We start from the raw sequence: 24531 nt of genomic DNA on the forward strand, positions 1-24531 counted from the left end.
TTTCAATTTTGCAATGAACCATGCCCGCGCCCAATCGTCATCTAAAGTGACTACAGCGCGGGACTACTTGAAACGTCACGGAGAACCACACTATGAGCACCGAAAGTGCTTCGAGTCGAGGCCGTCTGCTACCGAGCCTGCTCGGCATTCTGCTTCTACTGATGGGCCTGGCCATGCTGGCCGGGGGAATCAAGCTGAGCACGCTCGGCGGCTCGCTGTACTACCTGCTGGCCGGTATCGGCATCACGCTGACCGGCATTCTGCTGCTGATGCGTCGCCGCGCAGCACTGGGCCTGTACGCTATCGTGCTGTTTGCCAGCACCGTCTGGGCGCTGTGGGAAGTCGGTCTGGACTGGTGGCAACTGGTGCCACGTCTGGCACTGTGGTTTGTCCTCGGCTTCGTGATGCTGCTGCCGTGGTTCCGTCGTCCGCTGCTGCTCAACGGTCCTGCACCGATGGGCACCGGCGGCCTGACCGTGGCCGTGGTACTGGCCGGCCTCACCGCTCTGGCCAGCCTGTTCACCCACCCGGGCGAAACCTTCGGTGAACTGGGTCGCGACACTGCCGACACCACCAGCACCGCGCCAGCCATGCCTGATGGCGACTGGCAGGCGTATGGCCGCACCGAATTCGGTGACCGCTACTCGCCACTGAAGCAGATCACCCCGGCCAACGTCGGCAAGCTGCAGGAAGCCTGGCGCATCCAGACCGGCGACCTGCCGACTGCTGATGACCCGGTGGAACTGACCAACGAAAACACCCCGCTGAAAGCCAACGGCATGCTCTATGCCTGCACCGCTCACAGCAAAGTGCTGGCGCTGGACCCGGACACCGGCAAGGAACTGTGGCGCTTCGACCCGCAGATCAAGAGCCCGGTCGGCTTCAAGGGCTTCGCCCACATGACCTGCCGTGGCGTGTCGTACTACGACGAAGCCGCTTACGCCAAGTCTGAAAACGCCGCGTCCGCCGTCATCTCCGAGGCCGGCAAAGCCGTCGCCCAGGCCTGCCCGCGTCGCCTGTACCTGCCAACCGCCGATGCACGCCTGATCGCACTGAACGCCGACACCGGCAAGATCTGCGAAGGCTTCGGCAACAAAGGCGTGGTCGACCTGACTCAAGGCATCGGCCCGTTCACCGCCGGTGGTTACTACTCCACCTCGCCAGCCGCGATCACTCGTGATCTGGTGATCATGGGCGGTCACGTCACCGACAACGAATCGACCAACGAGCCATCGGGCGTGATCCGCGCCTTCGACGTGCGCGACGGTCACCTGGTGTGGAACTGGGACAGCGACAAGCCGGACGCCACCGAGCCTTTGGCCCCGGGCCAGATCTACAGCCGCAACTCGGCCAACATGTGGTCGCTGGCCAGCGTCGATGAAAAACTCGGCATGGTCTTCCTGCCACTGGGCAACCAGACCCCGGACCAGTGGGGCGCTGATCGCACCCCGGGTGCCGAGAAATTCAGCGCCGGCATCGTCGCGCTGGACCTGGCCACCGGTAAAGTGCGCTGGAACTACCAGTTCACCCACCACGACCTGTGGGACATGGACGTCGGCAGCCAGCCAACCCTGCTGGACATGAAAACCGCCGACGGCATCAAGCCTGCGCTGATCGCCCCGACCAAACAGGGCAGCCTGTACGTCCTCGACCGTCGTGACGGCACGCCGATCATCCCGATCCGTGAGATCCCGGTTCCGCAAGGCGCCGTGAAAGGCGACCACACCGCACCGACCCAGGCCCGTTCGGACCTGAACCTGCTGGCCCCGGAACTGACCGAAAAAGCCATGTGGGGCGCCAGCCCGTTCGACCAGATGCTGTGCCGCATCCAGTTCAAGGAACTGCGCTACGAAGGCCAATACACGCCTCCGTCGGAACAGGGCAGCCTGATCTATCCGGGTAACGTCGGCGTGTTCAACTGGGGCGGCGTCTCGGTCGACCCGGTTCGCCAGATGCTGTTCACCAGCCCGAACTACATGGCCTTCGTCTCCAAGATGATCCCGCGTGCCGAAGTGGCCGCCGACAGCAAGCGCGAAAGCGAAACTGCCGGTATCCAGCCAAACACCGGCGCGCCATATGCCGTGACCATGCATCCGTTCATGTCGCCACTGGGCGTTCCGTGCCAGGCCCCGGCCTGGGGCTATGTCGCCGGTATCGACCTGACCACCGGCAAAGTCGTGTGGAAACGCAAAAACGGCACCAGCCGCGACAGCTCGCCAATCCCGATCGGCTTCACCCTGGGCGTGCCAAGCATGGGCGGTTCGATCGTGACTGCGGGCGGCGTCGGCTTCCTCAGCGGCACCCTCGACCAGTACCTGCGTGCTTACGACGTAAACACCGGTAAAGAGCTGTGGAAATCCCGTCTGCCTGCTGGCGGCCAGGCGACCCCGATGACCTACACCGGCAAGGACGGCAAGCAATACGTCCTGCTCGTGGTGGGTGGTCACGGTTCGCTGGGCACCAAGATGGGTGACTATGTGATTGCGTACAAACTGCCGGAATAGGTTTCAGCGGCGGTAAAGAGAAAGGCGATGCCCTGTGAGGGGTGTCGCCTTTTTTTGTGGGCTGCGTTTTCTTACACGGGGTGTGTATGTCCTACAGACGGGGTGTTTTTCGGGGACGATTCCGACAAGTCGCGTCGGTTGTCCCTAGGAAACGGGGTGGATAGGCTTTGGGGGTCGCTGCAAATTCAGCGATGGGGCGTCGCGGCCCGACTTCTGAGGCATAATTGCCGCCGCTTAACAGCAGCACCTCAAGTGCTTGTTTATGGTGGCTGTGCGCGGGATACCTTCGGGTATGCCGAATGCCTCAGGTCGGTCCGCGAACCCGCGTACAGCTGCCACCCCTCTTTTTGCGTCGCGGCAATTAGAGGAATGGACCAATTCCTGAGGAGTAAAAAATGAAAAAACCAACACCCAATCCCCCCGAATCAAACGACGCATCGCCCTACGAATCGCCAGATTCCAAAAAACTCCATGAAGCCGCCGAGCGCGCGCTCGACCACTACCTGAAACCCAACGCCACCACCCTGCGCTTCCATAAACCCAGCACCATGTTCCAGGTCGCACCCGATCAGGACAGTGAAAGCCTGCTGGTCCACGCCTGCGAATCACTGGCACAGGCCAACCTCATGACCAGCGACATCGCCGCACACATCGACCTCCCGCAGCGGCGGACGATTCTGGCTATTCAGCAGATCATCATGCTGGCTGAGCTGGCGGTGAATCGGGTGCTGGATAACGTCGAGGTCAGCCGATATCCGGCATAAATGCTGATGAGGTCTCTGCGGGAGAAAGGCTTGTGGTGTGTCAATCAGGGCGCTGCCCTCACCCTGGCCCTCTCCCGGGGGGAGAGGGGACTGACCGCGTTGTCTATGAAAAATCCGCCGACCTGAACCAGCAAGTCGCACTCAAGTTTTAAAGCCCCGATCGGCTCCCTTCTCTTCGCACCACCACCACCACCACCACCACCACCACCACCACCACCACCACCAATCTGCTCCTAACCACTCAACACGATGAGCGTTAGCTCAAGTACCGCTTTTGACGTGCTGGCCCCGTCGGCAGGCTGAGTGGAGGGATTTATCCGGGGGTGGGAGCGCAGCGACCGTTTGGCGAAGCCAAACACATCGAGAGGAGGTGCAGCGAAGCAAACCGTAGGCGATGCCCCCGGATGAATCCCGGAACGAAGGAACACCGAGCCACAGCGAGGTGCCGAACGTTGGGGCCCAGCGTTTTGGTTACTTTGGGGCGTTTGCCAAAGTGACTCGCCGTAAGGGCCATCCCTTTCAAGGTCTTTTCGTTTTAGCGGCCTTGATTACCCGGTCCGTTGAAACATGTGCATGCACCGCAGTGCCTTGCACCCATGTTTTGGGTTTAGGCACCTTGGGGCCCCGTGGACTTTTCGCAACTTGTTTGGGTTGGATGTTTCTGGCCAGTTCCAACAAGCGCTGGGCCAGTTTTTCCAGAGGTATGACGGGAAAATATTCCAGGGGCAGCGCGATTTGCAGGCCTTCATAACCACTCCGGACCTGAACCGCCAAGTGATAGGTTGAGGCTTCCCAGCCGTCAGGCTGAGTATCCTGATGGGCTTGCTCGACGCTTCGCTTGAGTACGGCCAGGACGTTGTAGGCCAATACCGCGGTAGCGAACCCGAGCAATGCAGCCTTTGGACTACCAAGGGTTTCGATTTCGCTTTCCAGGATTGCTTCCAGTCGCTGGAACATGCCTTCTATGCTCCAGCGACGGCGATAGAGTTCCGCGATCTGCTGTGCGCTGATGCTTTCAGGCAGGTTGCTCCAGAACATCAAGCTGCTGTCACCCGAGTCCGTTGGCGAGTGAAGCGTCAGTTCAACACGCCGACACTGGTAACCGCCTCTGACCTGAATAATCTGCTCACGCACAGTGCCCGTGTTTACAGGCACTGGTTCTTGCCAATGCCCCTCTTGAATCAGGCGTGGATGCTTGGCTTGTTGACGAATGACAAAGGAGGTTTTGACCTGCTCGCAAGCCTCCATGACCGGGAGCGTGCAATAGAGTCGATCGGCCAGCCACACCTGGCCCGGCTCGGCATCGGCCAAGAGAGGCAACACGCAAACACGCTCGCTTGCGTAGGCATCCTCGCACGCCTGCAGGTCGATGACCTGGTCCAGGTCGGGGTCGTAGACAACCACCGAGAAACCGGGTCGAGCGGCACCACGCTCGTGGCGTAAAGCCCCCAGTCGTTTCTCGGTGGATGCCAAGTGATTACCGTCTACCACCCGGACCTGCCACTCCGGCAGCATCTGCGTGCAACCCAACTCCTTGATGGTTGGAGCCAGGCGCTGCGCACAGCCCGTGACCAGTGCGCGCAACAGAGCTGGCTCGGTACGACTGATCTTGTCGTAGAGCGCCGCCAGACTGACAGGAAGATCTTCCAGTTGCCGCGCGGCGGCGTGCAGGGAAGGCTTCAAGCCCAATGAAACAAGGGACATCAGCTTGATAATGGTCGAGAACAACAGCTCACGAGAATACTGCCGTTGCCGATGTTCTTCGAAGACCTGATCAACCCACTCAGGGGCAATAGCGTGCTCCAGTGCCAATTTGGCCATAACGCTGGCAGGTGCTTTTTTCTCGAACCTCGCTAAAACCTCTGCCCACATCGCTTCGTCGTCCTGACTGAATTTTTGGGGCATTTTAACCAAAGACCTTGAAAGGGATGGCCGTAAGGGCGAAACCGCCAGCGGGCGCACCCGAAGAAACGGATATGCACACGATAAAACCCCAGCCTGGTCGGCCCAAAGGCCGCCAAGCCCACCCCCCAAAACCCTGTCAAAACCCTGAACACACAACCAGAAACATCCACCCCCATTGAAACCACCAAAACCCTGCCCCATCTAAGACCCATACCCCATTGCGCAGGTGCCCCATGAGCGACCAGCAAGAATTCCCCGAGAACCCCGACGACATCACCGAAACCGACGCCGAACACATCGAACACCACGTCCCCGGCAAAGGCCTCGCCCTGCCCGGCCAGAACCTGCCGGACAAGGTCTACATCATCCCGATCCACAACCGCCCGTTCTTCCCGGCCCAGGTCCTGCCGGTCATCGTCAACGAAGACCCCTGGGCCGAAACCCTCGAACTGGTCAGCAAATCCGAACACCACTCCCTGGCCCTGTTCTTCATGGACACGCCCCAGGAAGACCCGCGCCACTTCGACACCAAGGCATTGCCGCAATACGGCACCCTGGTCAAGGTGCACCACGCCAGCCGCGAAAACGGCAAACTGCAATTCGTCGCCCAGGGCCTGAGCCGTGTGCGCATCAAGACCTGGCTCAAGCACCATCGCCCGCCGTATCTCGTTGAAGTCGAATACCCGCACCAGCCCACCGAGCCGACCGACGAGGTCAAGGCCTACGGCATGGCGCTGATCAACGCGATCAAGGAACTGCTGCCGCTCAACCCGCTGTACAGCGAAGAACTGAAGAACTACCTCAACCGCTTCAGCCCCAACGATCCTTCGCCGCTGACCGACTTCGCCGCCGCCCTGACCTCCGCCACCGGCCCTGAATTGCAGGAAGTGCTCGACTGCGTGCCGATGCTCAAGCGCATGGAAAAAGTCCTGCCGATGCTGCGCAAGGAAGTCGAAGTCGCGCGCCTGCAGAAAGAAATCTCCGCCGAAGTGAACCGCAAGATCGGCGAGCATCAGCGCGAGTTCTTCCTTAAAGAACAGCTCAAGGTCATCCAGCAGGAGCTGGGCCTGACCAAGGACGACCGCAGCGCCGACCTCGAGCAGTTCGAGCAGCGTCTGGAGGGCAAAGTCCTGCCGACCCAGGTGCAGAAGCGCCTCGAAGAAGAGATGAACAAACTGTCGATCCTGGAAACCGGATCGCCGGAATACGCGGTCACCCGCAACTACCTCGACTGGGCCACCTCGGTGCCGTGGGGCGTGTACGGCGAGGACAAACTCGACCTCAAGCACGCGCGCAAGGTGCTGGACAAACACCACGCCGGCCTCGATGACATCAAGGATCGCATCCTCGAATTCCTCGCGGTCGGTGCCTATAAAGGCGAAATCAGCGGCTCCATCGTGCTGCTGGTGGGCCCGCCGGGCGTGGGCAAGACCAGCGTCGGCAAGTCCATCGCCGAATCCCTCGGCCGGCCGTTCTACCGCTTCAGCCTCGGCGGCATGCGCGACGAAGCCGAGATCAAGGGCCACCGCCGCACCTACATCGGCGCGCAGCCGGGCAAACTCGTGCAGGCGTTGAAAGACGTCGAAGTGATGAACCCGGTGATCATGCTCGACGAGATCGACAAGATGGGCCAGAGCTACCAGGGCGACCCGGCCTCGGCGCTGCTGGAAACCCTTGATCCGGAACAGAACGTCGAATTCCTCGACCACTATCTGGACCTACGGATGGACCTGTCGAAAGTCCTGTTCGTCTGCACCGCCAACACCCTGGATTCGATTCCCGGCCCGTTGCTGGACCGGATGGAAGTGATTCGCCTGTCGGGTTACATCACCGAAGAAAAAGTCGCCATCGCCAAGCGTCACCTGTGGCCGAAACTGCTGGAGAAGGCCGGCGTATCCAAGGGCAGCCTGAGCATCAGCGACAGCGCCCTCAAAGCCTTGATCGACGGTTACGCCCGTGAAGCCGGCGTGCGCCAGCTGGAAAAACAGATGGGCAAACTGGTGCGCAAAGCGGTGATGAAGCTGATCGACGACCCGAAAGCGGTGATCAAGCTCGGGCCGAAAGATCTGGAAGCGTCCCTCGGTCATCCGGTGTTCCGCAACGAACAAGTGCTGTCCGGCACCGGCGTAATCACTGGCCTGGCGTGGACCAGCATGGGCGGCGCGACCCTGCCGATCGAAGCCACGCGGATTCATACCCTGAACCGAGGTTTCAAACTTACCGGGCAACTGGGCGATGTGATGAAGGAGTCGGCGGAGATCGCCTACAGCTACGTCAGCTCGCACCTCAAATCCTTCGGTGGCGATCCGAAATTCTTCGACGAAGCCTTCGTCCACCTGCACGTGCCGGAAGGCGCAACACCGAAAGACGGCCCGAGCGCCGGCGTGACCATGGCCAGCGCCCTGCTCTCGCTGGCACGCAATCAGCCGCCGAAAAAAGGCGTGGCGATGACCGGTGAACTGACACTGACCGGGCATGTGCTGCCGATTGGCGGGGTGCGCGAGAAGGTGATTGCGGCGCGGCGGCAGAAGATTTTCGAGTTGATTCTGCCGGAGGCGAATCGCGGAAACTTTGAAGAGCTGCCGGATTACCTGAAGGAAGGGATCACCGTGCACTTTGCCAAGAAGTTTGCGGATGTGGCGAAGGTGCTTTTCTGATTTCGTCTTGAACCATCGAGGGGGCAGGCATCGCTGCCCCTCACCCCAGCCCTCTCCCGGAGGGAGAGGGCTGGGGTGAGGGTCGAGGCCATCACTGTCACACTTTGTCTCATCTTCAGTTATGCTCGCCGTTCGTCGCCAACGCCGGAGCCACTGAGCCTATGTCCCCCACTCGCCTGTTTGTCCCCCTGTCCCTCGTCCTGCTGGCCGCCTGCGCCACGCAACCGAAAACCAACGTGACCGTGGAAAAACAGAGCGAATGCCCGGTGCGGCTGACCAACGGCCAGAACCTGACCGTCATGCTGCCAAGCAACCCCACCACCGGCTATCGCTGGGCCATTCAGGACTCGGCCGGCGGCGTGCTGCATGCGCTGAGCCCCGAGGTCTACAGCAGCCCGAAAGATTCCGGCATGGTCGGCGCGGGCGGTTTCTCCACCTGGCGTTTCCAGGCTTTTGCCACCGGCACCGGGCGCCTGCGCCTGACATCGCAGCAACCCTGGGAACCTGAAGTCGAACCGGTGGAAACCTTTGACTGCGCGATCTCGGTGAACTGATCGTGGGCTGGCTGATCCTCGCGCTCATGGGCGCAGCGACCTTTCTCTACGGCGTCAGCACCCATGCGGCGCTGCTTTGCCTGCTGGTCAAACCGCTGCCGGTACTGGCGCTGCTCGGCTGGCTGCACGATGCGCCGCCGAGCGACTATCGCCGCTGGATCAGCCTGGGCCTGATTTTCTCTTTGCTCGGCGATGTATTGCTGGCGTGGCCTGGGGATTTGTTCGTGTTTGGCCTGGGTGCGTTTCTGGTCGCGCATCTGGCGTATCTCAAGGCCTACCTCAGCGATTGCCGGCGTCTGGCTCTGTTGCCGCTGGTTCTTGCCCTTGGCGTTGGCGCCGTGCTGTTGGGCATATTGATCAGCAGCGGACTCGGACCGTTGACTGTGCCGGTGATCGTCTACGGCACCGCCATCAGCGCCATGCTCTGGCGCGCCCTGGCCCGACTCGGCAGCGGCGTACCGCAACGTTCGGCACTGCTGGCGGCGGGCGGCGCGGTGGCTTTCGTGTTCTCCGACAGCGTGATCGGCATCGACCGGTTTGTCGCCCCGTTCCACGCCGCCCCGTACGTCATCATCCTCAGTTACTGGCTGGGGCAGTGGGGCATCGCCGCCTCGGCATTTTCCCAGAGCAAACGCCCGGTCCTTTGATCGGGCGGTTTATCAGACAACCCGCGCATCTGCGCGCCAGTTTGGCTAAAATGCCGGCCTTTTCATCGACACCGCCGGAACCGCCGTGAGCAAAGAACCCGATCGCATTTTCGCCCAGCCGATGGCCCAGGTGCCTGACTTCGCCTTCAACGAGGACGTGGTGCGGGTGTTCCCGGACATGATCAAGCGTTCGGTGCCGGGTTATCCGACCATCGTCGAGAACCTCGGCGTGCTCGCGGCGCAGTTCGCCCAGCCGAACAGCGTCCTTTACGACCTCGGCGCCTCGCTGGGTGCCGTGACTCAGGCCCTGCGTCGCCATGTGCGCACTGACGGTTGCCGGGTGATCGCGGTGGATAACTCGGCGGCGATGGTCGAGCGCTGCCGCGAGTACCTCAACGGTCAGGACTCGATGTTTCAGGAGTTGCTGCCGGTCGAAGTGATCGAAGGCGACATCCTCGCCCTGGATTTCAAACCGGCTTCGGTGGTGGCGCTGAACTTCACCCTGCAATTCATTGCCCCGGATCAGCGCACGGCGTTGCTGTCGCGCATTCGCCAATCGTTGCTGCCGGGCGGCGCGCTGATTCTGTCGGAGAAGCTGCGCTTCAACGATGCCGAAGAACACGCGCTGCTGACCGACCTGCACGTCGCGTTCAAACGCGCCAACGGCTACAGCGAACTGGAAATCGCCCAGAAGCGCAGCGCCATCGAAAACGTCATGAAGCCCGACAGCCTCGAAGAACACCGCGAGCGCCTGCTGGCCGCCGGGTTCTCGAAAGTCGTGCCGTGGTTCCAGTGTCTTAACTTTGCCTCGTTGATTGCCTTGCCATGATTGATCTGTCTCCCCTCGCCCGCCGTCTGGCCGGTACACCGCTGGCCGACTGGGCCAACACCCTGCAAGCGCAACTCGACAAGAAAATGGAGAAAGGCCACGGCGATCTGGAGCGCTGGCAAAGTGCGCTGGACGCCCTGCCGAAGATTCAGCCTAGCGAAGTCGACCTGCTCAACGGCCTGAAACTGGACACCGATTGCGACGACGAAACTCGCGCACAGATGCGTACCGCGCTGATGGGTTTGTCGCCGTGGCGCAAGGGGCCGTTCGATCTGTTCGGCGTGCACGTCGACACCGAATGGCGCTCGGACTGGAAGTGGTCGCGGGTCGCTCCGCATCTGGACCTGAAGGGCAAGCGCATCCTTGATGTCGGTTGCGGCAACGGTTACTACATGTGGCGCATGCTCGGCGCAGGTGCCGACAGCGTGATCGGCGTCGATCCGAACTGGCTGTTTTTCTGCCAGTTCCAGGCGGTGCAGCGTTATCTGTCAGAACCTAATGCCTGGCACCTGCCGTTCCCGTTCGAAGACCTGCCGCCGAATCTGGAAGGCTTCGACACGGTGTTTTCCATGGGCGTGTTCTATCACCGCCGTTCGCCGATCGAGCATTTGCTGGCGTTGAAGGATTGCCTGGTGAAGGGCGGCGAACTGGTGCTGGAGACGCTGGTGGTCGAGGGCGACAAGCATCAGGTGCTGGTGCCGGAGGACCGTTATGCGCAGATGCGTAATGTGTGGTTCTTGCCGTCTGTGCCGGCGCTGGAGTTGTGGTTGCGACGTGCGGGTTTTACTGACATTCGTTGCGTGGATGTCAGCATGACAACAGTCGATGAACAGCGCGGGACCGAGTGGATGAAGTATCAGTCGCTGAGCGACTTCCTGGATCCTGAAGACCACAGCAAAACCATCGAAGGCCTGCCGGCACCGATGCGGGCAGTGATTGTCGCGAAGAAGTAACGATCCCTTCCAGACACTGCAAAAATTTGTGGGAGCTGGCTTGCCAGCGATAACGGTGGATCAGTCGACATCAATGCTTGATGTGCCGACGCCATCGCTGGCAAGCCAGCTCCCACAGGGTTTGATGTTGTTCTTCAGTCTGCGGGTTTTGCCCGCCGCGCCCTGAAGAACTCGGTCAACACCGCCCCACACTCCTCCGCCAGCACCCCACCTTCATACAACACTCGATGGTTGAGAAAGCCCTGGGTGAAGAACTGCCCCTGACTCTGCACAATCCCGGCCTTGGGCTCCAAAGCGCCGTACACCACGCGGGCAACCCGCGAATGCACGATCAACCCGGCGCACATGCTGCATGGCTCCAGCGTCACGTACAGCGTGCTGCCCGGCAGACGATAGTTGTCCACGGCTTGCGCAGCGGCGCGGATCGCGACCATTTCTGCGTGTGCGCTGGGGTCGCTGGTGCTGATCGGGCAATTGAAGCCGCGACCGATGATCTCGCCGTCCTGCACCAGCACCGCACCCACCGGCACTTCGCCAAGAGCCGCGCCTTGCGCCGCCAATGCCAGGGCTTCGCGCATGAAATCGCGATCACGGCTGCGGTCGATGATCGCCGCGGGGCGAATCTGACGCATCACTTCACCTCGATGGCGGCCATCAGGCCGGTTTCCATGTGGTCGATCACGTGGCAGTGGAACATCCATACCCCCGGGTTATCCGCCACCAGCGCCACTTGCGCACGCTCGTTCTTGCCCAGCAGATAAGTGTCAGTGAAGTACGGCACGATCTTGTGTCGGTTCGACGCAATCACCTTGAAGCTCATGCCGTGCAGGTGGATCGGGTGCTGGTACTGGGTCATGTTCTTCAGTTCGAAGATATAACTCTGGCCCAGTTTCAGGCTGGCGATCGGCCGGTCGGCACAGGTCTTGTCGGTGATGTCCCAGGCCTTGCCGTTGATCTGCCACAGGCTCGGCGGCTTGCCGTTGTCGACGTTCACCGACACCGAACCGACCCATTCGAAATTGAAGTTGAGTTTCTCGGCATTGGCCAGGTCAGGCTCGGCCACCGGGTTGGCGGGCAGTGCCTTCGGCCACTCGGTTGGCGCGTCGTTGTTGGCCACCGAACGCAGGGTGCCCAGGCGAACCGGGCCGTTGCGCAGCGACAATTCCTCACCGGCCGGCGGCGCCTTGATCGCCAGACAGATGCGCATGCCCGGGCCGAGCCAGTATTCCTTGCCCAGCGGGCGCGGCTCGACCGGGTTGCCGTCCAGCGCATAGATCTGCGCTTCGACGCCGGGAATGTTGATGCGATAGGTCAGGGTGTTGTCGAGGTTGAGCAAACGTACACGGGTGATCTGCCCGGCCGGCAACTCGATCACCGGTGACGGCACGCCGTTGATGGTCGCCAGCCGCCCCGCCGTACCGCCACGGGCCGCCTCGCGGGGAATGCTGAATTCGACGAAGTTGCCTTCTTCATCGACGTGCCAGCTCTTCAGGCTCAGGGTCTTTTCGTACTTGAACCCGGTCGGCTCGCGCTCCTCGACGATCAACGGCCCGACCAGCCCGCGCCCGAGTTCCTCGCTGCTGCTGACGTGCGGGTGATACCAGTAGCTGCCGGCGTCCGGCACGCGGAATTTGTAATCGAAGTATTCGCCCGGCAGCACCGGCAATTGCGAGACGTAAGGTACGCCGTCCATCTCCAGCGGCAGGCGAATGCCGTGCCAGTGAATGGTGGTCGCTACGGGCAGATGGTTGATGAACCGCACCCGCAGCCACTCGCCCTGACGCACGCGCAACTCGGTGCCCGGCGCCGACGGGCCGAATGCCCAGGCCTCGGTCTTGTGTCCCGGCACCAGCTCGACGTCCAGCGGTGCGGCGATCAGCTCGTAGTCATGCCCGGCATTGGCATCGGCTACCTTGCCCAGCCAGTAACGCGTCGCACCACCGGCTCCCGCGCCAACCACTGCAAGACCGGCCAGGCCACCGAGAATTTGTCGACGGGTAAAGGACATGGGCACAACTACCTCTCGTATCAGCCACGGGCCAGGGCGCCCGCAAAAGGCGAATACGATACACCTGCGGTTGCGAAACAGTAAGGGCAGCGCGGCGGATGGCCGCAGACTACAGGGGCGAAGCCTGCTTCCGATGCATCTTTTTCCTTCAGACGACACGCCAACAGCCGCGTGTCTGACAGACGAATTCTTCACCTCTTGAAATGATCGCGGTCGTTTTTTATCCACCACGCTCAAGGAAAGATTGTGGACACGACACGCGACATGGCACTGCCCAACAGCGCCGACAGAAACGCCCTCAAGGCTCTGGTTCCCGCCTTGGTCGAGGCCTGCCCCGACATGTATGAAATGGCCTGTGCGATTGCCAGAGAGATCCTCGCCAGCCACGACCTCGCTCACCTGGAACCCGAACAGGTTTACTGGCATCGGTTCCACGCCGCACAAAGCAGCCCGCGAACCTTTACCGGTTGGGAGCATCTGTTCGAAACCCCGCGCGAATCAATGACCCTGCCGCAACTGGTGATTCAGCGTTTCAGCGTTCACGACCAGGACAACGCCGATCTGCTCGATTCCGACGCCGGTTTCTACACCGCCGGCCCGGACGCCGGCACCTATAACGAAACCAACGAAGTGAAGCTGCACAGCCGCGAGGTGCTCAAAGCGTTCTGGGCCATCAATTTCGCCGACCGTTACCGGAAAAAAGTCGACTCCTTCTGGAACAAGCAAGGCAAGACCTTCCGGACCCTGGCCAAGTGCACCTTCCTGGCCAAGGCCATGGAGGACCGTGAAGGCGGCCGGCTGTCGGACGACAATTTCCGCACCGCTGTCAAAGCCATCGCCGGCAATGTCAGCTGGCCGGTGACCCGCGAAATGCTCGAAGAGGAAGCTGCGCAAGCCGATGGCCTGCGTATCGGCCTGCTGAAAATCGACGGTTTTGTCGCCACCGATATCCTATGCATCACCGATGGCAAGGGCGGCGCAATTCTCTACGTCCCGGGAGAAATCTGGGGAGTGCATGCCCTGCAGAACGCCCGCGACCTGCATTGGTGGGTGCTGTCGCAGATCAGAAATCCGTCTGATCGAAAACGCTTCATGTCGCACTTTCAGGTCGCCGATCACGACATCATGGAGGACACGTCCTGGCGTGCAGTCGCAAAACGGCGCTGGCTCTGGGCTTTCGGCCCGCTGGTGGGAGGTATCTCGGAGTTGTGGCGCGCACCGCATATCGAGAATGTCGGGCTGAACCATGTGCTGGATCTGCTCGTCAGTACCTGGGACAGCGACGATCACACGCTGGTGGCTCACACCGGTGTTGCTCTCAGTGGCGACATCTTCAGTTTTCTGGCGACCGCCACCCACGCCCGCATGATCAGCGATGCGGAATTCGTGCTGCACTCCAATGGTGACCTGCGCAAAAAGCTCTGGATTGGTTACCTCAACGCCTTCAACCGCGTATTCGGGCCGATGGCGGCCGTTGGCTGGCCGGTAGCGCTGGCCGTGGTCGGTGCGGGTATTGCCAACGTCGGGTTGCAGATTGATCAGGCGGTCAACGGCAAGACGCCTCAGGCACGCAAGGCTGGCGTAACCGGAGCAATCTTCGCGGCCATCGATACGCTGTTCAACGCCACGTTCATCAAAGGCAGCGGGCGACTGCCTGAGATTGCCGAAACCGAGACCTTCATCGCGCCGGAGGAAGAACTTGCTCAAACCGGACTGTCCGTAAAACCGGACGAAAAACTGGCCGAAGCCGCAATGGCGCGTTCACCGCTGCCGACACTGGCAGAGATCGCACCGAAACAGGTTCTGCCGGCAGCGCCGGAGGATTTTCTGGCGTCCTTCAAGACCGGGATTGGTGAAGGTACGCGGATTGAAACTGGAGATCCCAAATTCCAGGAAATCATTCAAACCGCCTCCGGCAAGCACTACATCTACATGCGCCGGGCCGGAACCGATGGTTTCTATCAGGTGCGTTACGTCGAACAGATGCGCGGTTGGTTCATCATTGATCCGGCCAATCCCTATTCGTTTTATCGCAACGTGCCGGTACGCCTGAATGAAGCATTGAAGTGGCAGCCGGTCGCCCGCCCAGGACTTAGAGGGGGAACGAAGCTGTTCGGCGAATGGCCCTGGGGCCATACGTCTGATCCGTTGCCCGAAATGGCAACACAAATGATGCCTTATGACACATCACTGTGGTCCAGGTCGGCTCTGCGTCCAGTGGCGGAAAGTCATGTTGATGATTTCCCGTTGGACAGCCAGACCGGGAGCGACAGCCTCTATCAGGACTTCAAGACGCTGCGGCGCAGCCTGTATGACGACGCCATCGATTTTTACAGCGGTCCGAACTCACCGCCACGTCCGGCGATATCGCCCTTCAAACCGGCAACACCGTTCGCCGACATGACCAAGCGCCTGCTCAAGGAAGCGCCTGGACTGGTGATCGGACAGGACAGTACCGGCGCGGGCGCCCGAGGCATGCTGATCGATAACTTCAAGGCCTTGAACAAACAGAAGGTTCGAACTCTGTATCTGGATCATCTGCTGAGCGATTTCCATCAGACGGATCTCGACCTGTTCTACAAGACCGGCAACATGCCGACTGAGCTGGAAAATTATCTGAAGTCACTGGATGTCCGCTTCGACGCTGACCCGACAGGGCCCCACTCGTATACGGAGCTGGTCAGGAGTGCACAGAAAAACCATATCCGTGTACAGGCTATCGACTGCATGGCCAGCCGGCGCTTCCCGAATATGGAACACACGTCTGGAACCAGCAGCCGCAAGATGCTGAATTACTTCTCCGACACCGTGATCAAGGCCGATCAGGCAACACGTGGTGCCCATCGCTGGGTGGCACTGCTGGATGAAGGGCGCGCCAGCACCTTCGACAAGGTCGCCGGCCTGGGTGAACTGGAAGGCGCGCCAACGCTGCGGGTCGAGGAGATCACTGTAGGTCAGGCGGAAGGCCTGGCAACCGATCCGGGTAAGAAGGTCCGCGATCTGGCGGGTAATCCTATCGACCTGCTTAAAAGCGACCTTCGCCTGCAATTGAATGGACCACCGCCGACGATCACCGCCCGTACGGTTGAAGAAGCCTTGCCCAGAAGGGGCATGTTCATGTTCAAGGAACCCTCCACGCTCATCCATCGCAGCAGCGACGGCACACTGGTTAAAACAGCGATCCAGAAGGATGCCGGAGGTTTTTTCATCGCCCGCCCCAAATGGATTTCAGTCAGCGGTCGGCACTTCGACAGTGTTCAGGAATTGGCAACAGCCCTGAACGATGAAGGCCTGACACTCCGGCGCGTGCGCATCGATCCTCTGGCGGCCGAGGGACAATTGCCGGGTGCCGAGCCATCAATAACCGCCACCGGTGCCGGCGCTGTGGTCAATCCTGACGTGTCGCTGCCTGATACCCCGTTGATCAGCTCACCTTATGAAATCCCCGTTTCGTATCGCAATGAACTGAAAAATGCCACGGTCATCGGCAACGAGCGAACACTGGGCGATGTTTTTGTGAGCTTTGATGCTGATCCGGCACTCGAGACGTTCAAGATGTTGCGCAAACAATTGCGTGAAGCCGCCACCCGCTTTCATGCCGAGCTCAATCTGGCTCCACGTCCGATGCTGGCGCCTGTCCAGCAGGCCGCGAGCGCCGAATCGTTCATCGAGAAATCCCTTGAGCAGTTCAACGGTCTGGTCGTCGGTGAAAGCCATGCAGACATCGGCAGCAAACAATGGCTCATCGAACAGATGCCTGTACTCGCCCGAAAAGGCGTGAAGACCCTGTACATGGAACATCTGCTCACGGACTTCCATCAGGCAGCACTGGACAATTTCGCCAGAACCTCAGTGATGCCCCGGGATCTTGAGCTGTATCTCGAGGGCCTCGACCAGGGTCACATCACCGATCCCACAAGACGCTACACCTTCCTCAACCTGGTGAAGGAAGCCAACCGTCAGGGGGTGCGCGTTCAAGCCATCGACTGCATGGCCAGCTACCGGCTGGAAGGTATGCGAGGCCTTGAAGCGACGACCCGGCAGAAGATGATGAACTTCTTTGCCCACACCATCATCGAGGCCGATCAGGCCGCGCGCGGACCACACAAATGGGTTTCGCTCATGGGCAACTCACATTCCAACACCTACGAGGGCGTCGCCGGCGTCAGTGAGCTGGAAGATGCCATCGGGCTGCGTATCGAAGACGTTGGCTACGGCAAGTCCCGTGGGTTCGAACCGGATCCCGGCAGGACTTTTCTCGACGACAAGGGCAAGCCAATCGGGCGGGTGAAAGGTGATATGCGTCTGCAGATGCAGACGCCGTGGAATGCCCAGACGCAAAAGGAGATCGATCAATTGCTGAATCGTCCGGGCCTGTACACCTTGAAACAGGAGCCCCGTTCCACCCTGCTGGTTCACCGCAGCCGCGACAATGCACTCGTACGCACGGAGATCCATTGGGAATCCGGTCGCTACTTCATTGAACGCCCCGCCTGGCCCGCCCTCCATGAGAAACGCTTCAATAGTGTCGAAGACCTGCTCAAGGCACTGGACGATCGTGGCATGACCCTGGCCGGCTGGTCCGGTCCTTTGTAAGCGCAAACAAAAAGGCCGCGTGAACGATGTTCACGCGGCCTTCTCGTTGCCTGCATTCACGCCTTCAGGGCGTGTGCGGGATCACTCCCACTCAATGGTCGCCGGCGGCTTGCTCGACACGTCGTAAGTGACGCGGGAGATGCCTTCGATTTCATTGATGATGCGGCCGGAAACGGTTTCCAGCAGTTCGTAAGGCAGGTGTGCCCAACGCGCGGTCATGAAGTCGATGGTTTCCACGGCACGCAGGGCCACGACCCAGGCGTAACGACGGCCATCGCCTACCACGCCAACCGACTTCACCGGCTGGAACACGACGAAGGCCTGGCTGACCTTGTGGTACCAGTCGGCCTTGCGCAGTTCTTCGATGAAGATGTGGTCGGCGCGACGCAGCAGGTCGGCGTATTCCTTCTTCACTTCACCGAGGATCCGCACGCCCAGGCCCGGGCCCGGGAACGGGTGACGGTAGACCATGTCGTACGGCAGGCCCAGTTCCAGGCCCAGACGACGAACTTCGTCCTTGAACAGTTCGCGCAGTGGCTCGACCAGTTTCAGGTTCATCTCGTCCGGCAGGCCGCCCACGTTGTGGTGCGACTTGATCACGTGCGCCTTGCCGCTTTTCGCACCAGCCGACTCGATCACGTCCGGGTAGATAGTGCCCTGAGCCAGGTACTTGATGTTGTCCAGCTTGCAGGATTCGGCATCGAACACGTCGATGAAGGTACGGCCGATGATCTTGCGCTTCTTCTCCGGGTCGGCTTCGCCGGCCAGGTTGTTCAGGAACTGGTCTTCAGCGTTGGCGCGGATCACCTTGACGCCCATGTTCTCGGCGAACATGGCCATCACTTGCTCGCCTTCGTGCAGACGCAGCAGGCCGTTGTCGACGAAGACGCAGGTCAGCTGATCGCCGATGGCCTTGTGCAGCAGCGCCGCAACCACCGAGGAATCCACACCGCCGGACAGGCCCAGCAGCACGTTGTCGGTGCCGACCTGTGCGCGGATGTTGGCGATCGCGTCTTCGGCAATCTTCGACGGGGTCCACAGGGCTTCGCAGCCGCAGATGTCGAGAACGAAACGCGACAGGATGCGACCGCCCTGCTTGGTGTGGGTCACTTCCGGGTGGAACTGCACGCCGTAGTAAGCACGCTCGTCGTTGAACATGCCGGCGATCGGGCAGCTCGGGGTGCTGGCCAGGATGTGGAAATCGCTTGGCATCTTGGTGACCTTGTCACCGTGGCTCATCCATACGTCGAGGCCGAACAGGCCGTCGGCGTCGATGTGGTCTTCGATGCCGTCGAGCAGGCGGCTCTTGCCGACCACGTCAACGCGGGCATAACCGAACTCACGCAGCTCGGAACCTTCAACCTTGCCGCCCAGTTGCTCAGCCATGGTCTGCATGCCGTAGCAGATGCCGAAGACCGGTACGCCCAGGTCGAACACCGCTTGCGGGCAGCGCGGGCTGTTGGCTTCGTGCACGGACTCGGGACCGCCGGCGAGGATCACGCCTTTTGGAGCGAATTCGCGGATCGCATCTTCGTCCATGTCGAACGGGTGCAGTTCGCAGTACACACCGATCTCACGCACGCGGCGGGCGATCAGTTGGGTGTATTGCGAACCGAAATCGAGGATCAGGATGCGGTGAGCGTGAATGTCGAGGGCCATGATTCAGTCTCGTCTAAGTAATTCAGAAACAGTCTTGATTCAGAAACGACTCGGGGCTGAATAAAACAGCCCCGGTCATTTAACGTTTTGCTTGAAGCCTCAACCTACGCGGTAGTTTGGCGCTTCCTTGGTGATCTGCACGTCGTGGACGTGGGATTCGGCCATACCGGCACCGGTGATCCGCACGAACTCAGGCTTGGTGCGCATCTCTTCGATGTTGGCGCTGCCGGTGTAACCCATCGAGGAACGCAGACCGCCCATCAACTGGTGAATGATCGCGCTCAGGGTGCCCTTGTAAGGAACACGGCCTTCGATGCCTTCCGGAACGAGTTTCTCGGCACCGGCCGAGGAGTCCTGGAAGTAACGGTCGGAAGAGCCCTGGGCCTGGGACATGGCGCCCAGCGAACCCATGCCGCGATAAGCCTTGTACGAACGGCCCTGGAACAGTTCGATCTCGCCCGGCGCTTCTTCGGTACCGGCGAACATCGAGCCCATCATCACGCAGGAAGCACCGGCCACGATGGCCTTGGACAGGTCACCGGAGAAACGGATGCCGCCGTCGGCGATCAACGGAACACCGGTGCCTTCGAGGGCAGCGGCAACGTTGGCGATGGCACTGATTTGCGGAACGCCGACACCGGCGACGATACGGGTGGTGCAGATCGAGCCAGGGCCGATACCGACCTTGACCGCATCGGCGCCGGCCTCGGCCAAGGCCTTGGCGGCTGCGCCGGTGGCGATGTTGCCGCCGATCACCTGCACTTCAGGGAAGTTCTCCTTGACCCAGCGAACGCGGTCGATCACGCCTTTGGAGTGACCGTGAGCGGTGTCGACCACCACTACGTCCACACCGGCATTGACCAGCGCGGCAACACGGTCACCGGTGTCTTTACCGGTACCGACTGCAGCGCCGACGCGCAGACGACCTTGATCGTCCTTGCTGGCCAGCGGGTAGGCCTTGGCTTTTTCGATGTCTTTGACGGTCATCATGCCTTTGAGGGCAAACTTGTCGTCGACGATCAGGACTTTTTCCAGGCGGTGCTTGTGCAGCAACTCGCGGACTTCGTTCTTGTTGGCGCCTTCGCGAACAGTGACCAGACGCTCTTTCGGCGTCATCACTTCACGAACGGTGGCTTCCAGACGAGTTTCGAAACGCACGTCACGGGAAGTGACGATGCCGACCAGGTCGCCATCGTGCAGCACCGGAACGCCGGAAATGTTGTGCATGCGGGTCAGTTCGAACAGATCACGAACCGTGGCGTCAGCCTCGATGGTGATTGGATCCTTGACCACACCGGCTTCGAACTTCTTGACCTTGCGGACTTCGGCAGCTTGCTGCTCGATGGTCATGTTCTTGTGGATAATGCCGATGCCACCTTCCTGAGCCATGGCGATTGCCAGACGGGCTTCGGTGACGGTGTCCATGGCGGCAGAAACCAGAGGAATATTCAGTTCGATGCCACGGGTGAGGCGGGTCTTGAGACTGACTTCGTTAGGAAGCACCTCGGAATAACCAGGCACTAAAAGAATGTCGTCGAAGGTCAGAGCTTCTTGGCTGATACGCAGCATCGCGGGGGCTCCCGAGCGGGAAAATGGAAGCGCGCCATTATAGTCAGACACCCCTTCGGGTTCAATGTAAAACTTGTCTTATATCAATGTTGCTGATGTACGGGAAAAGCCGCCCCTACAACTCGACCTTGACCCAGCTCACCGGTTGATCCAGCCAGTCGGCGAATTCGTCGATGAAACTCTGCTTGAACCCCGCCTCCAGCCAGTTGTTGAAGATGAAACCGAGGTTGGAAAACCCGCACTCCTGCAAATACAGAAAACCGTTGATGTCGTCTTCATGCCCACACTCGGGGCAGGTGAAGTTGTCGGTGCGGCCCGGCATCCAGTCTTCCAGGCTTTCGAACAGCGCTTCGCCGATTTCCTGACGGCACTCGGCGCAACCGGCCTCTTCGAGAAAGCCCTTGGCCGGGGTGTAGATGCAGCGTTTGGTGATGACTTCCAGACCATTGATCGGCTCACCGAACGGCAGCGCCTCGGGGTGCAGCACCACCGCGCGGGCGCCGTCGGCGATGGCGTAGGCCATGCGGTTGCCGGTGCGTCCGCAGGTGCTCAGTTCTTCCTTGACGATGTTCTTGCGCACCAGCCAGCGCAGGATCGCCCGGGCCCGGGGTTCGTGCACCGGCAGGTTGGAGATTTTCGGGACGATGATGCTCTGGGAATTCATGGTGCAAGCCTGCTGCGTCAAAGGATGTTCTGCGACGAACGCGGCCGGCAGCTTAATCCCTGAGACAATCCGGTCAAGTGCTTAAATAGCGGCCGATCAGCGCCAGACCGCTCGCCAGCACCAGCCAGGTCACCAGCCGCACGAAGGCCTCGCGGGACAAACGCATGGTCAGCCGCCGCCCGATCCACAAGCCCAGCGCCATGGCCGGCAACAGACACAGCGCGAGCATCAACAAGGGTAGCTCGGCATACACCCCGGCGATGGCGAACAGACTCAAACGCACCACCGTGCTGCAACTGATCAAAGCACTTTGCGTGGCCCGGGCCGCGTCCTTGGGCAGTCGGCTGTTGAGATAGATCGCATAAAGAAAGCCGCCACTGCCGAACAACGCGCCGAACAACCCGCCCACCGTGCCCATCGGCAACGCCCACCCGGCGGACAACTGCGCCGGCCGCGCCTTGATCCACAAGCTGTAAACCGCGTAGACACTGATGAACAGTCCCATCAACAGCAACAACAGGTCGGACTTGAGGTTGAGCAGGAAAATCACTCCCAGCGTGCACCCGACCGCCATACACGGTAACAGCCGCAGCAACTCCGGCTTCGCCACATCTCGCCGCGACGGCAGCAGATTGCCGAACGCCGCGACGAAATCCAGCAGCACCAGCAATGGCACGATTTTCGACAGCGGCATGAACAGGATCAGGATCGGCCCCGCCACCAGCGCCGTGCCGAAACCGGCAATGCCGAACACGATGTAGGCCAGAGCGACCCCCACTCCGATGACTGCCCAGCCCCCGAAGCCCCACGACCATTCGCCCAACAACCCCGCCACACTCATCCGCTTGCTTCCTTTAGTAAGCCTGCGATGACTTTAGCCAGCGCCGAGGGTTGCGACTAATATCATCGAAACCGCCAAGCCATCTTGAAAAGGCATACCTCGTGCTTTCAACCCGTCAATTGCGATACTTCGTGGAAATCGCCGAGAGCGGCAGCTTCAGCGCTGCTGCCGAACGCCTGTTCATCGCCCAATCGGCGCTGAGCCGGCAGATCAAGGACATGGAAACCCGCCTGCAAACGCCGCTGTTCGAACGCACGGCACGCCAGCCCCGACTTACCGCCGCTGGCGAAGCGTTTTTACCCCGAGCCAGAAACCTGCTCAACGAACTGAACAAGGCCAGCATCCTGGCCACGGAAATCGGCCAGGGCCAGCGCGGCACCTTGCGCCTGTGTCACTCCAGCACCGTGCCGATCAGCGGCCAACTGTTGCGCGACATGAGCGCTTACCTGGAGCAGCAACCCGGGGTCTCGCTGGACATCGGCACGTTGTCTTCGGAGGCCCAGCTCGAAGAACTGGCCGAGGGGCGGCTCGACATCGGCTTGCTGCGTCTGCCGGTGCTGCGCCAGCGCGAAGGTGTTCAGGTTGTTCCGCTCTACACCGAGCGCTTGCTGCTCGCCCTGCCGGCGGAGCATCGACTGGCTTTCGCGGAGGCAGTCGATCTGGCGCAATTGAAGGACGAAGCGTTCATATCCATTCCGCACCCGCAACGCGGCGGGTTGAGTTACTTGTGCGCCGACCTGTGTATGCGTCACGGTTTCTTCCCCCAGGCTGCACGAGTGATGTCGCGCAAGACCACGCAACTGCAATTGATCCAGACCGGTTTCGGCATCGCCCTGCTGCCGGAGTCGATGCAGGACATCGCGCCCGCCGGTGTGAGATTTGTGCCGCTGACCGGCGATTGCCAGAGCACCGTCGCCCTCGCCTTTCGGCAAAATCCCACACCTTTGGTGCAACACTTCCTCCAGACATTCACCGGCGAAAGCCTTTAAACTGCGCCCCATGATTAAAGATCCCTTTGCAAGACTCGGCCTCGACCGCGAAGTCCTGACCGTCAGCCAGCTCAACGGCCGCGCGCGGGTGTTGCTCGAAGACGTGTTCAGCAACATCTGGGTCGAAGGTGAAATCTCCAACCTCGCCCGCCCGGCGTCCGGCCACGTGTATTTCACGCTCAAGGACAGCGGCGCGCAGGTGCGTTGTGCGCTGTTCCGGCAGAATGCTGCGCGGGTGCGCCAGGCGCTGAAAGACGGTCTGGCGGTCAAGGTGCGCGGCAAGGTCTCGCTGTTCGAGGGCCGTGGCGACTATCAGTTGATTCTCGACACCGTCGAGCCTGCCGGTGACGGCGCCCTGCGTCTGGCCTTCGATGCCTTGAAGGAAAAGCTCAGTGCCGAAGGGCTGTTCAGTGCCGAGCGCAAAGTGCCGCTGCCGGCCCATCCGCAACACATCGGCATCATCAGTTCACCGACCGGCGCGGTGATCCGCGACATCATCAGCGTGTTCCGACGCCGTGCGCCGCAGGTCAAGCTGACCCTGATCCCCACCGCCGTTCAGGGCCGTGAGGCCACGGCGCAGATCGTCCGCGCCCTGAAACTCGCGGATGCCCGGGGCTTCGACGCGCTGATCCTGGCCCGTGGCGGCGGTTCGCTGGAAGACCTCTGGTGCTTCAACGAAGAAGCCGTGGCCCGGGCGGTAGATGCCTGCGTCACGCCGATCGTCAGCGCCGTCGGCCATGAAACCGACGTGTCGATCAGCGACTTTGTGGCCGACGTTCGTGCGCCGACGCCTTCTGCAGCAGCCGAATTGCTCGCCCCGGACTCCAGCCACCTGATCCGCCAGGTCGAAAGCCTGCACCGCCGACTGGTGATGCGCATGCGCGACCGCCTGATGCGTGATCGTCTGCGACTGGAAGGAATGGCCCGCCGCTTGCGCCATCCCGGTGAACGACTGCGCCAGCAGGCCCAGCGTCTGGATGATCTGGACATGCGCATGCGCCGGGCGTTCGAGCGCCAGCTCAATACCCGCCGCGAACGCCTGATTCGTCTGGAAACCCGCCTTGCCGGGCAACATCCCGGCCGGCAACTGGCGCTGCTGCGCCAACGTCTCGACAGCCTCGCCGAACGACTGCCACGCGCCATGAACGAAGGCCTGAAACGCCGGCGCCTGCAGTTGCAAAGCCAGATGCAGACCCTGCACGTGGTCAGTCCGTTGGCGACCCTCGGCCGTGGCTACAGCATTTTGCTCGACGAGCGTGGCAATGCGATCCGCGACGCGGCGCAAACCCACACCGGCCAGCGTCTGAAAGCCAGACTGGGCGAAGGCGAACTGCAAGTGCGCGTCGAGGACAACCACCTGACGCCCGTCACTCTTTCTTTACTGGACTGATC

The 24531-nt window shown here is 61.0% G+C and carries 17 protein-coding genes; 10 read left to right on the forward strand and 7 right to left on the reverse strand.

The features are described 5' to 3' along the window. Window positions 1–92 precede the first annotated feature (92 nt). Together IF189_RS22820 and IF189_RS22825 are read left to right on the forward strand one after the other, a co-directional pair. Window positions 93–2504, forward strand: a complete 2412-nt coding sequence (locus IF189_RS22820) for a glucose/quinate/shikimate family membrane-bound PQQ-dependent dehydrogenase (protein WP_114885323.1) — start codon at window positions 93–95, stop codon at window positions 2502–2504. A 395-nt stretch (window positions 2505–2899) separates the two neighbouring features. Then, window positions 2900–3268, forward strand: a complete 369-nt coding sequence (locus IF189_RS22825) for a DUF6124 family protein (RefSeq protein ID WP_085730122.1) — start codon at window positions 2900–2902, stop codon at window positions 3266–3268. Between the two features lie 519 nt (window positions 3269–3787). Here the strand turns inward: IF189_RS22825 and IF189_RS22830 are convergent. Continuing rightward, window positions 3788–5089 (reverse strand): IS4 family transposase, encoded by a 1302-nt coding sequence (locus IF189_RS22830; protein WP_134828704.1) that lies wholly within the window; start codon window positions 5087–5089, stop codon window positions 3788–3790. Window positions 5090–5406: 317 nt separating this feature from the next. Here IF189_RS22830 and lon point away from each other — a divergent pair, with 317 nt between their 5' ends. The 5 genes from lon (at window position 5407) to cmoB (ending at window position 10813) form a co-directional block, all read left to right on the forward strand. Beyond that, on the forward strand, window positions 5407–7830 hold the full coding sequence (lon, locus tag IF189_RS22835) for an endopeptidase La (protein WP_134827998.1): 2424 nt from the start codon (window positions 5407–5409) through the stop codon (window positions 7828–7830). A gap of 161 nt (window positions 7831–7991) precedes the next feature. Next, complete coding sequence (locus IF189_RS22840; protein ID WP_192552309.1) at window positions 7992–8384, forward strand: protease inhibitor I42 family protein; 393 nt, start codon at window positions 7992–7994, stop codon at window positions 8382–8384. 2 nt (window positions 8385–8386) lie between these two features. Then, window positions 8387–9031, forward strand: a complete 645-nt coding sequence (locus tag IF189_RS22845; RefSeq protein ID WP_192552310.1) for a lysoplasmalogenase — start codon at window positions 8387–8389, stop codon at window positions 9029–9031. Window positions 9032–9152: 121 nt separating this feature from the next. Beyond that, window positions 9153–9860: a carboxy-S-adenosyl-L-methionine synthase CmoA gene (cmoA, locus tag IF189_RS22850; protein ID WP_218888027.1), complete on the forward strand. Its 708-nt coding sequence runs from the start codon at window positions 9153–9155 to the stop codon at window positions 9858–9860. Continuing rightward, a complete protein-coding gene (gene cmoB / locus IF189_RS22855) occupies window positions 9857–10813 on the forward strand; it encodes a tRNA 5-methoxyuridine(34)/uridine 5-oxyacetic acid(34) synthase CmoB (RefSeq protein ID WP_192552311.1) in 957 nt (318 codons plus the stop codon). The genes cmoA and cmoB overlap by 4 nt, the downstream gene beginning before the upstream one ends. Window positions 10814–10947: 134 nt before the next feature. Here the strand turns inward: cmoB and tadA are convergent, their stop codons facing one another. After that, entirely contained in the window at window positions 10948–11445 is a 498-nt protein-coding gene (gene tadA, locus IF189_RS22860; protein ID WP_085709417.1) for a tRNA adenosine(34) deaminase TadA, read from the reverse strand. Further along, window positions 11445–12821: a multicopper oxidase family protein gene (locus tag IF189_RS22865; RefSeq protein ID WP_192552312.1), complete on the reverse strand. Its 1377-nt coding sequence runs from the start codon at window positions 12819–12821 to the stop codon at window positions 11445–11447. The genes tadA and IF189_RS22865 overlap by 1 nt, the downstream gene beginning before the upstream one ends. Window positions 12822–13067: 246 nt before the next feature. Between IF189_RS22865 and IF189_RS22870 the strand changes: the two genes are divergently transcribed. Then, window positions 13068–17417, forward strand: a complete 4350-nt coding sequence (locus tag IF189_RS22870; protein WP_192552313.1) for a membrane-targeted effector domain-containing toxin — start codon at window positions 13068–13070, stop codon at window positions 17415–17417. An 81-nt stretch (window positions 17418–17498) separates the two neighbouring features. Here IF189_RS22870 and guaA read toward each other — a convergent pair whose 3' ends face one another. The 4 genes from guaA to IF189_RS22890 all read right to left on the reverse strand — a co-directional run bounded on the left by guaA (window position 17499) and on the right by IF189_RS22890 (window position 22150). Continuing rightward, window positions 17499–19076 (reverse strand): glutamine-hydrolyzing GMP synthase, encoded by a 1578-nt coding sequence (gene guaA, locus IF189_RS22875; protein WP_085709414.1) that lies wholly within the window; start codon window positions 19074–19076, stop codon window positions 17499–17501. A gap of 99 nt (window positions 19077–19175) precedes the next feature. Then, complete coding sequence (gene guaB / locus IF189_RS22880; protein ID WP_085709413.1) at window positions 19176–20645, reverse strand: IMP dehydrogenase; 1470 nt, start codon at window positions 20643–20645, stop codon at window positions 19176–19178. 115 nt (window positions 20646–20760) lie between these two features. Beyond that, window positions 20761–21309, reverse strand: a complete 549-nt coding sequence (locus tag IF189_RS22885) for a hypothetical protein (protein ID WP_011335799.1) — start codon at window positions 21307–21309, stop codon at window positions 20761–20763. 73 nt (window positions 21310–21382) lie between these two features. Beyond that, window positions 21383–22150 (reverse strand): sulfite exporter TauE/SafE family protein, encoded by a 768-nt coding sequence (locus tag IF189_RS22890; protein WP_134828004.1) that lies wholly within the window; start codon window positions 22148–22150, stop codon window positions 21383–21385. Between the two features lie 101 nt (window positions 22151–22251). Here IF189_RS22890 and IF189_RS22895 point away from each other — a divergent pair, with 101 nt between their 5' ends. Both IF189_RS22895 and xseA read left to right on the forward strand, forming a co-directional pair. After that, entirely contained in the window at window positions 22252–23139 is an 888-nt protein-coding gene (locus tag IF189_RS22895) for a LysR family transcriptional regulator (protein WP_134828005.1), read from the forward strand. 10 nt (window positions 23140–23149) lie between these two features. Beyond that, entirely contained in the window at window positions 23150–24529 is a 1380-nt protein-coding gene (gene xseA / locus IF189_RS22900) for an exodeoxyribonuclease VII large subunit (protein ID WP_192552314.1), read from the forward strand. The last annotated feature ends 2 nt before the right edge of the window (window positions 24530–24531 follow it).

This window comes from Pseudomonas sp. IzPS59 (genome assembly GCF_014863505.1).
Taxonomy (GTDB): domain Bacteria; phylum Pseudomonadota; class Gammaproteobacteria; order Pseudomonadales; family Pseudomonadaceae; genus Aquipseudomonas; species Aquipseudomonas kribbensis.

What these genes read in the sequence shown, in the direction of transcription:
- IF189_RS22820 (WP_114885323.1), top strand. Translation starts at nt 93, where the DNA reads ATGAGCACCGAAAGTGCTTCGAGTCGAGGCCGTCTGCTACCGAGCCTG.
- IF189_RS22825 (WP_085730122.1), top strand. Translation starts at nt 2,900, where the DNA reads ATGAAAAAACCAACACCCAATCCCCCCGAATCAAACGACGCATCGCCC.
- IF189_RS22830 (WP_134828704.1), bottom strand. Translation starts at nt 5,089, where the DNA reads ATGGCCAAATTGGCACTGGAGCACGCTATTGCCCCTGAGTGGGTTGAT.
- lon (WP_134827998.1), top strand. Translation starts at nt 5,407, where the DNA reads ATGAGCGACCAGCAAGAATTCCCCGAGAACCCCGACGACATCACCGAA.
- IF189_RS22840 (WP_192552309.1), top strand. Translation starts at nt 7,992, where the DNA reads ATGTCCCCCACTCGCCTGTTTGTCCCCCTGTCCCTCGTCCTGCTGGCC.
- cmoA (WP_218888027.1), top strand. Translation starts at nt 9,153, where the DNA reads ATGGCCCAGGTGCCTGACTTCGCCTTCAACGAGGACGTGGTGCGGGTG.
- cmoB (WP_192552311.1), top strand. Translation starts at nt 9,857, where the DNA reads ATGATTGATCTGTCTCCCCTCGCCCGCCGTCTGGCCGGTACACCGCTG.
- tadA (WP_085709417.1), bottom strand. Translation starts at nt 11,445, where the DNA reads ATGCGTCAGATTCGCCCCGCGGCGATCATCGACCGCAGCCGTGATCGC.
- IF189_RS22865 (WP_192552312.1), bottom strand. Translation starts at nt 12,821, where the DNA reads ATGTCCTTTACCCGTCGACAAATTCTCGGTGGCCTGGCCGGTCTTGCA.
- guaA (WP_085709414.1), bottom strand. Translation starts at nt 19,076, where the DNA reads ATGGCCCTCGACATTCACGCTCACCGCATCCTGATCCTCGATTTCGGT.
- guaB (WP_085709413.1), bottom strand. Translation starts at nt 20,645, where the DNA reads ATGCTGCGTATCAGCCAAGAAGCTCTGACCTTCGACGACATTCTTTTA.
- IF189_RS22885 (WP_011335799.1), bottom strand. Translation starts at nt 21,309, where the DNA reads ATGAATTCCCAGAGCATCATCGTCCCGAAAATCTCCAACCTGCCGGTG.
- IF189_RS22890 (WP_134828004.1), bottom strand. Translation starts at nt 22,150, where the DNA reads ATGAGTGTGGCGGGGTTGTTGGGCGAATGGTCGTGGGGCTTCGGGGGC.
- xseA (WP_192552314.1), top strand. Translation starts at nt 23,150, where the DNA reads ATGATTAAAGATCCCTTTGCAAGACTCGGCCTCGACCGCGAAGTCCTG.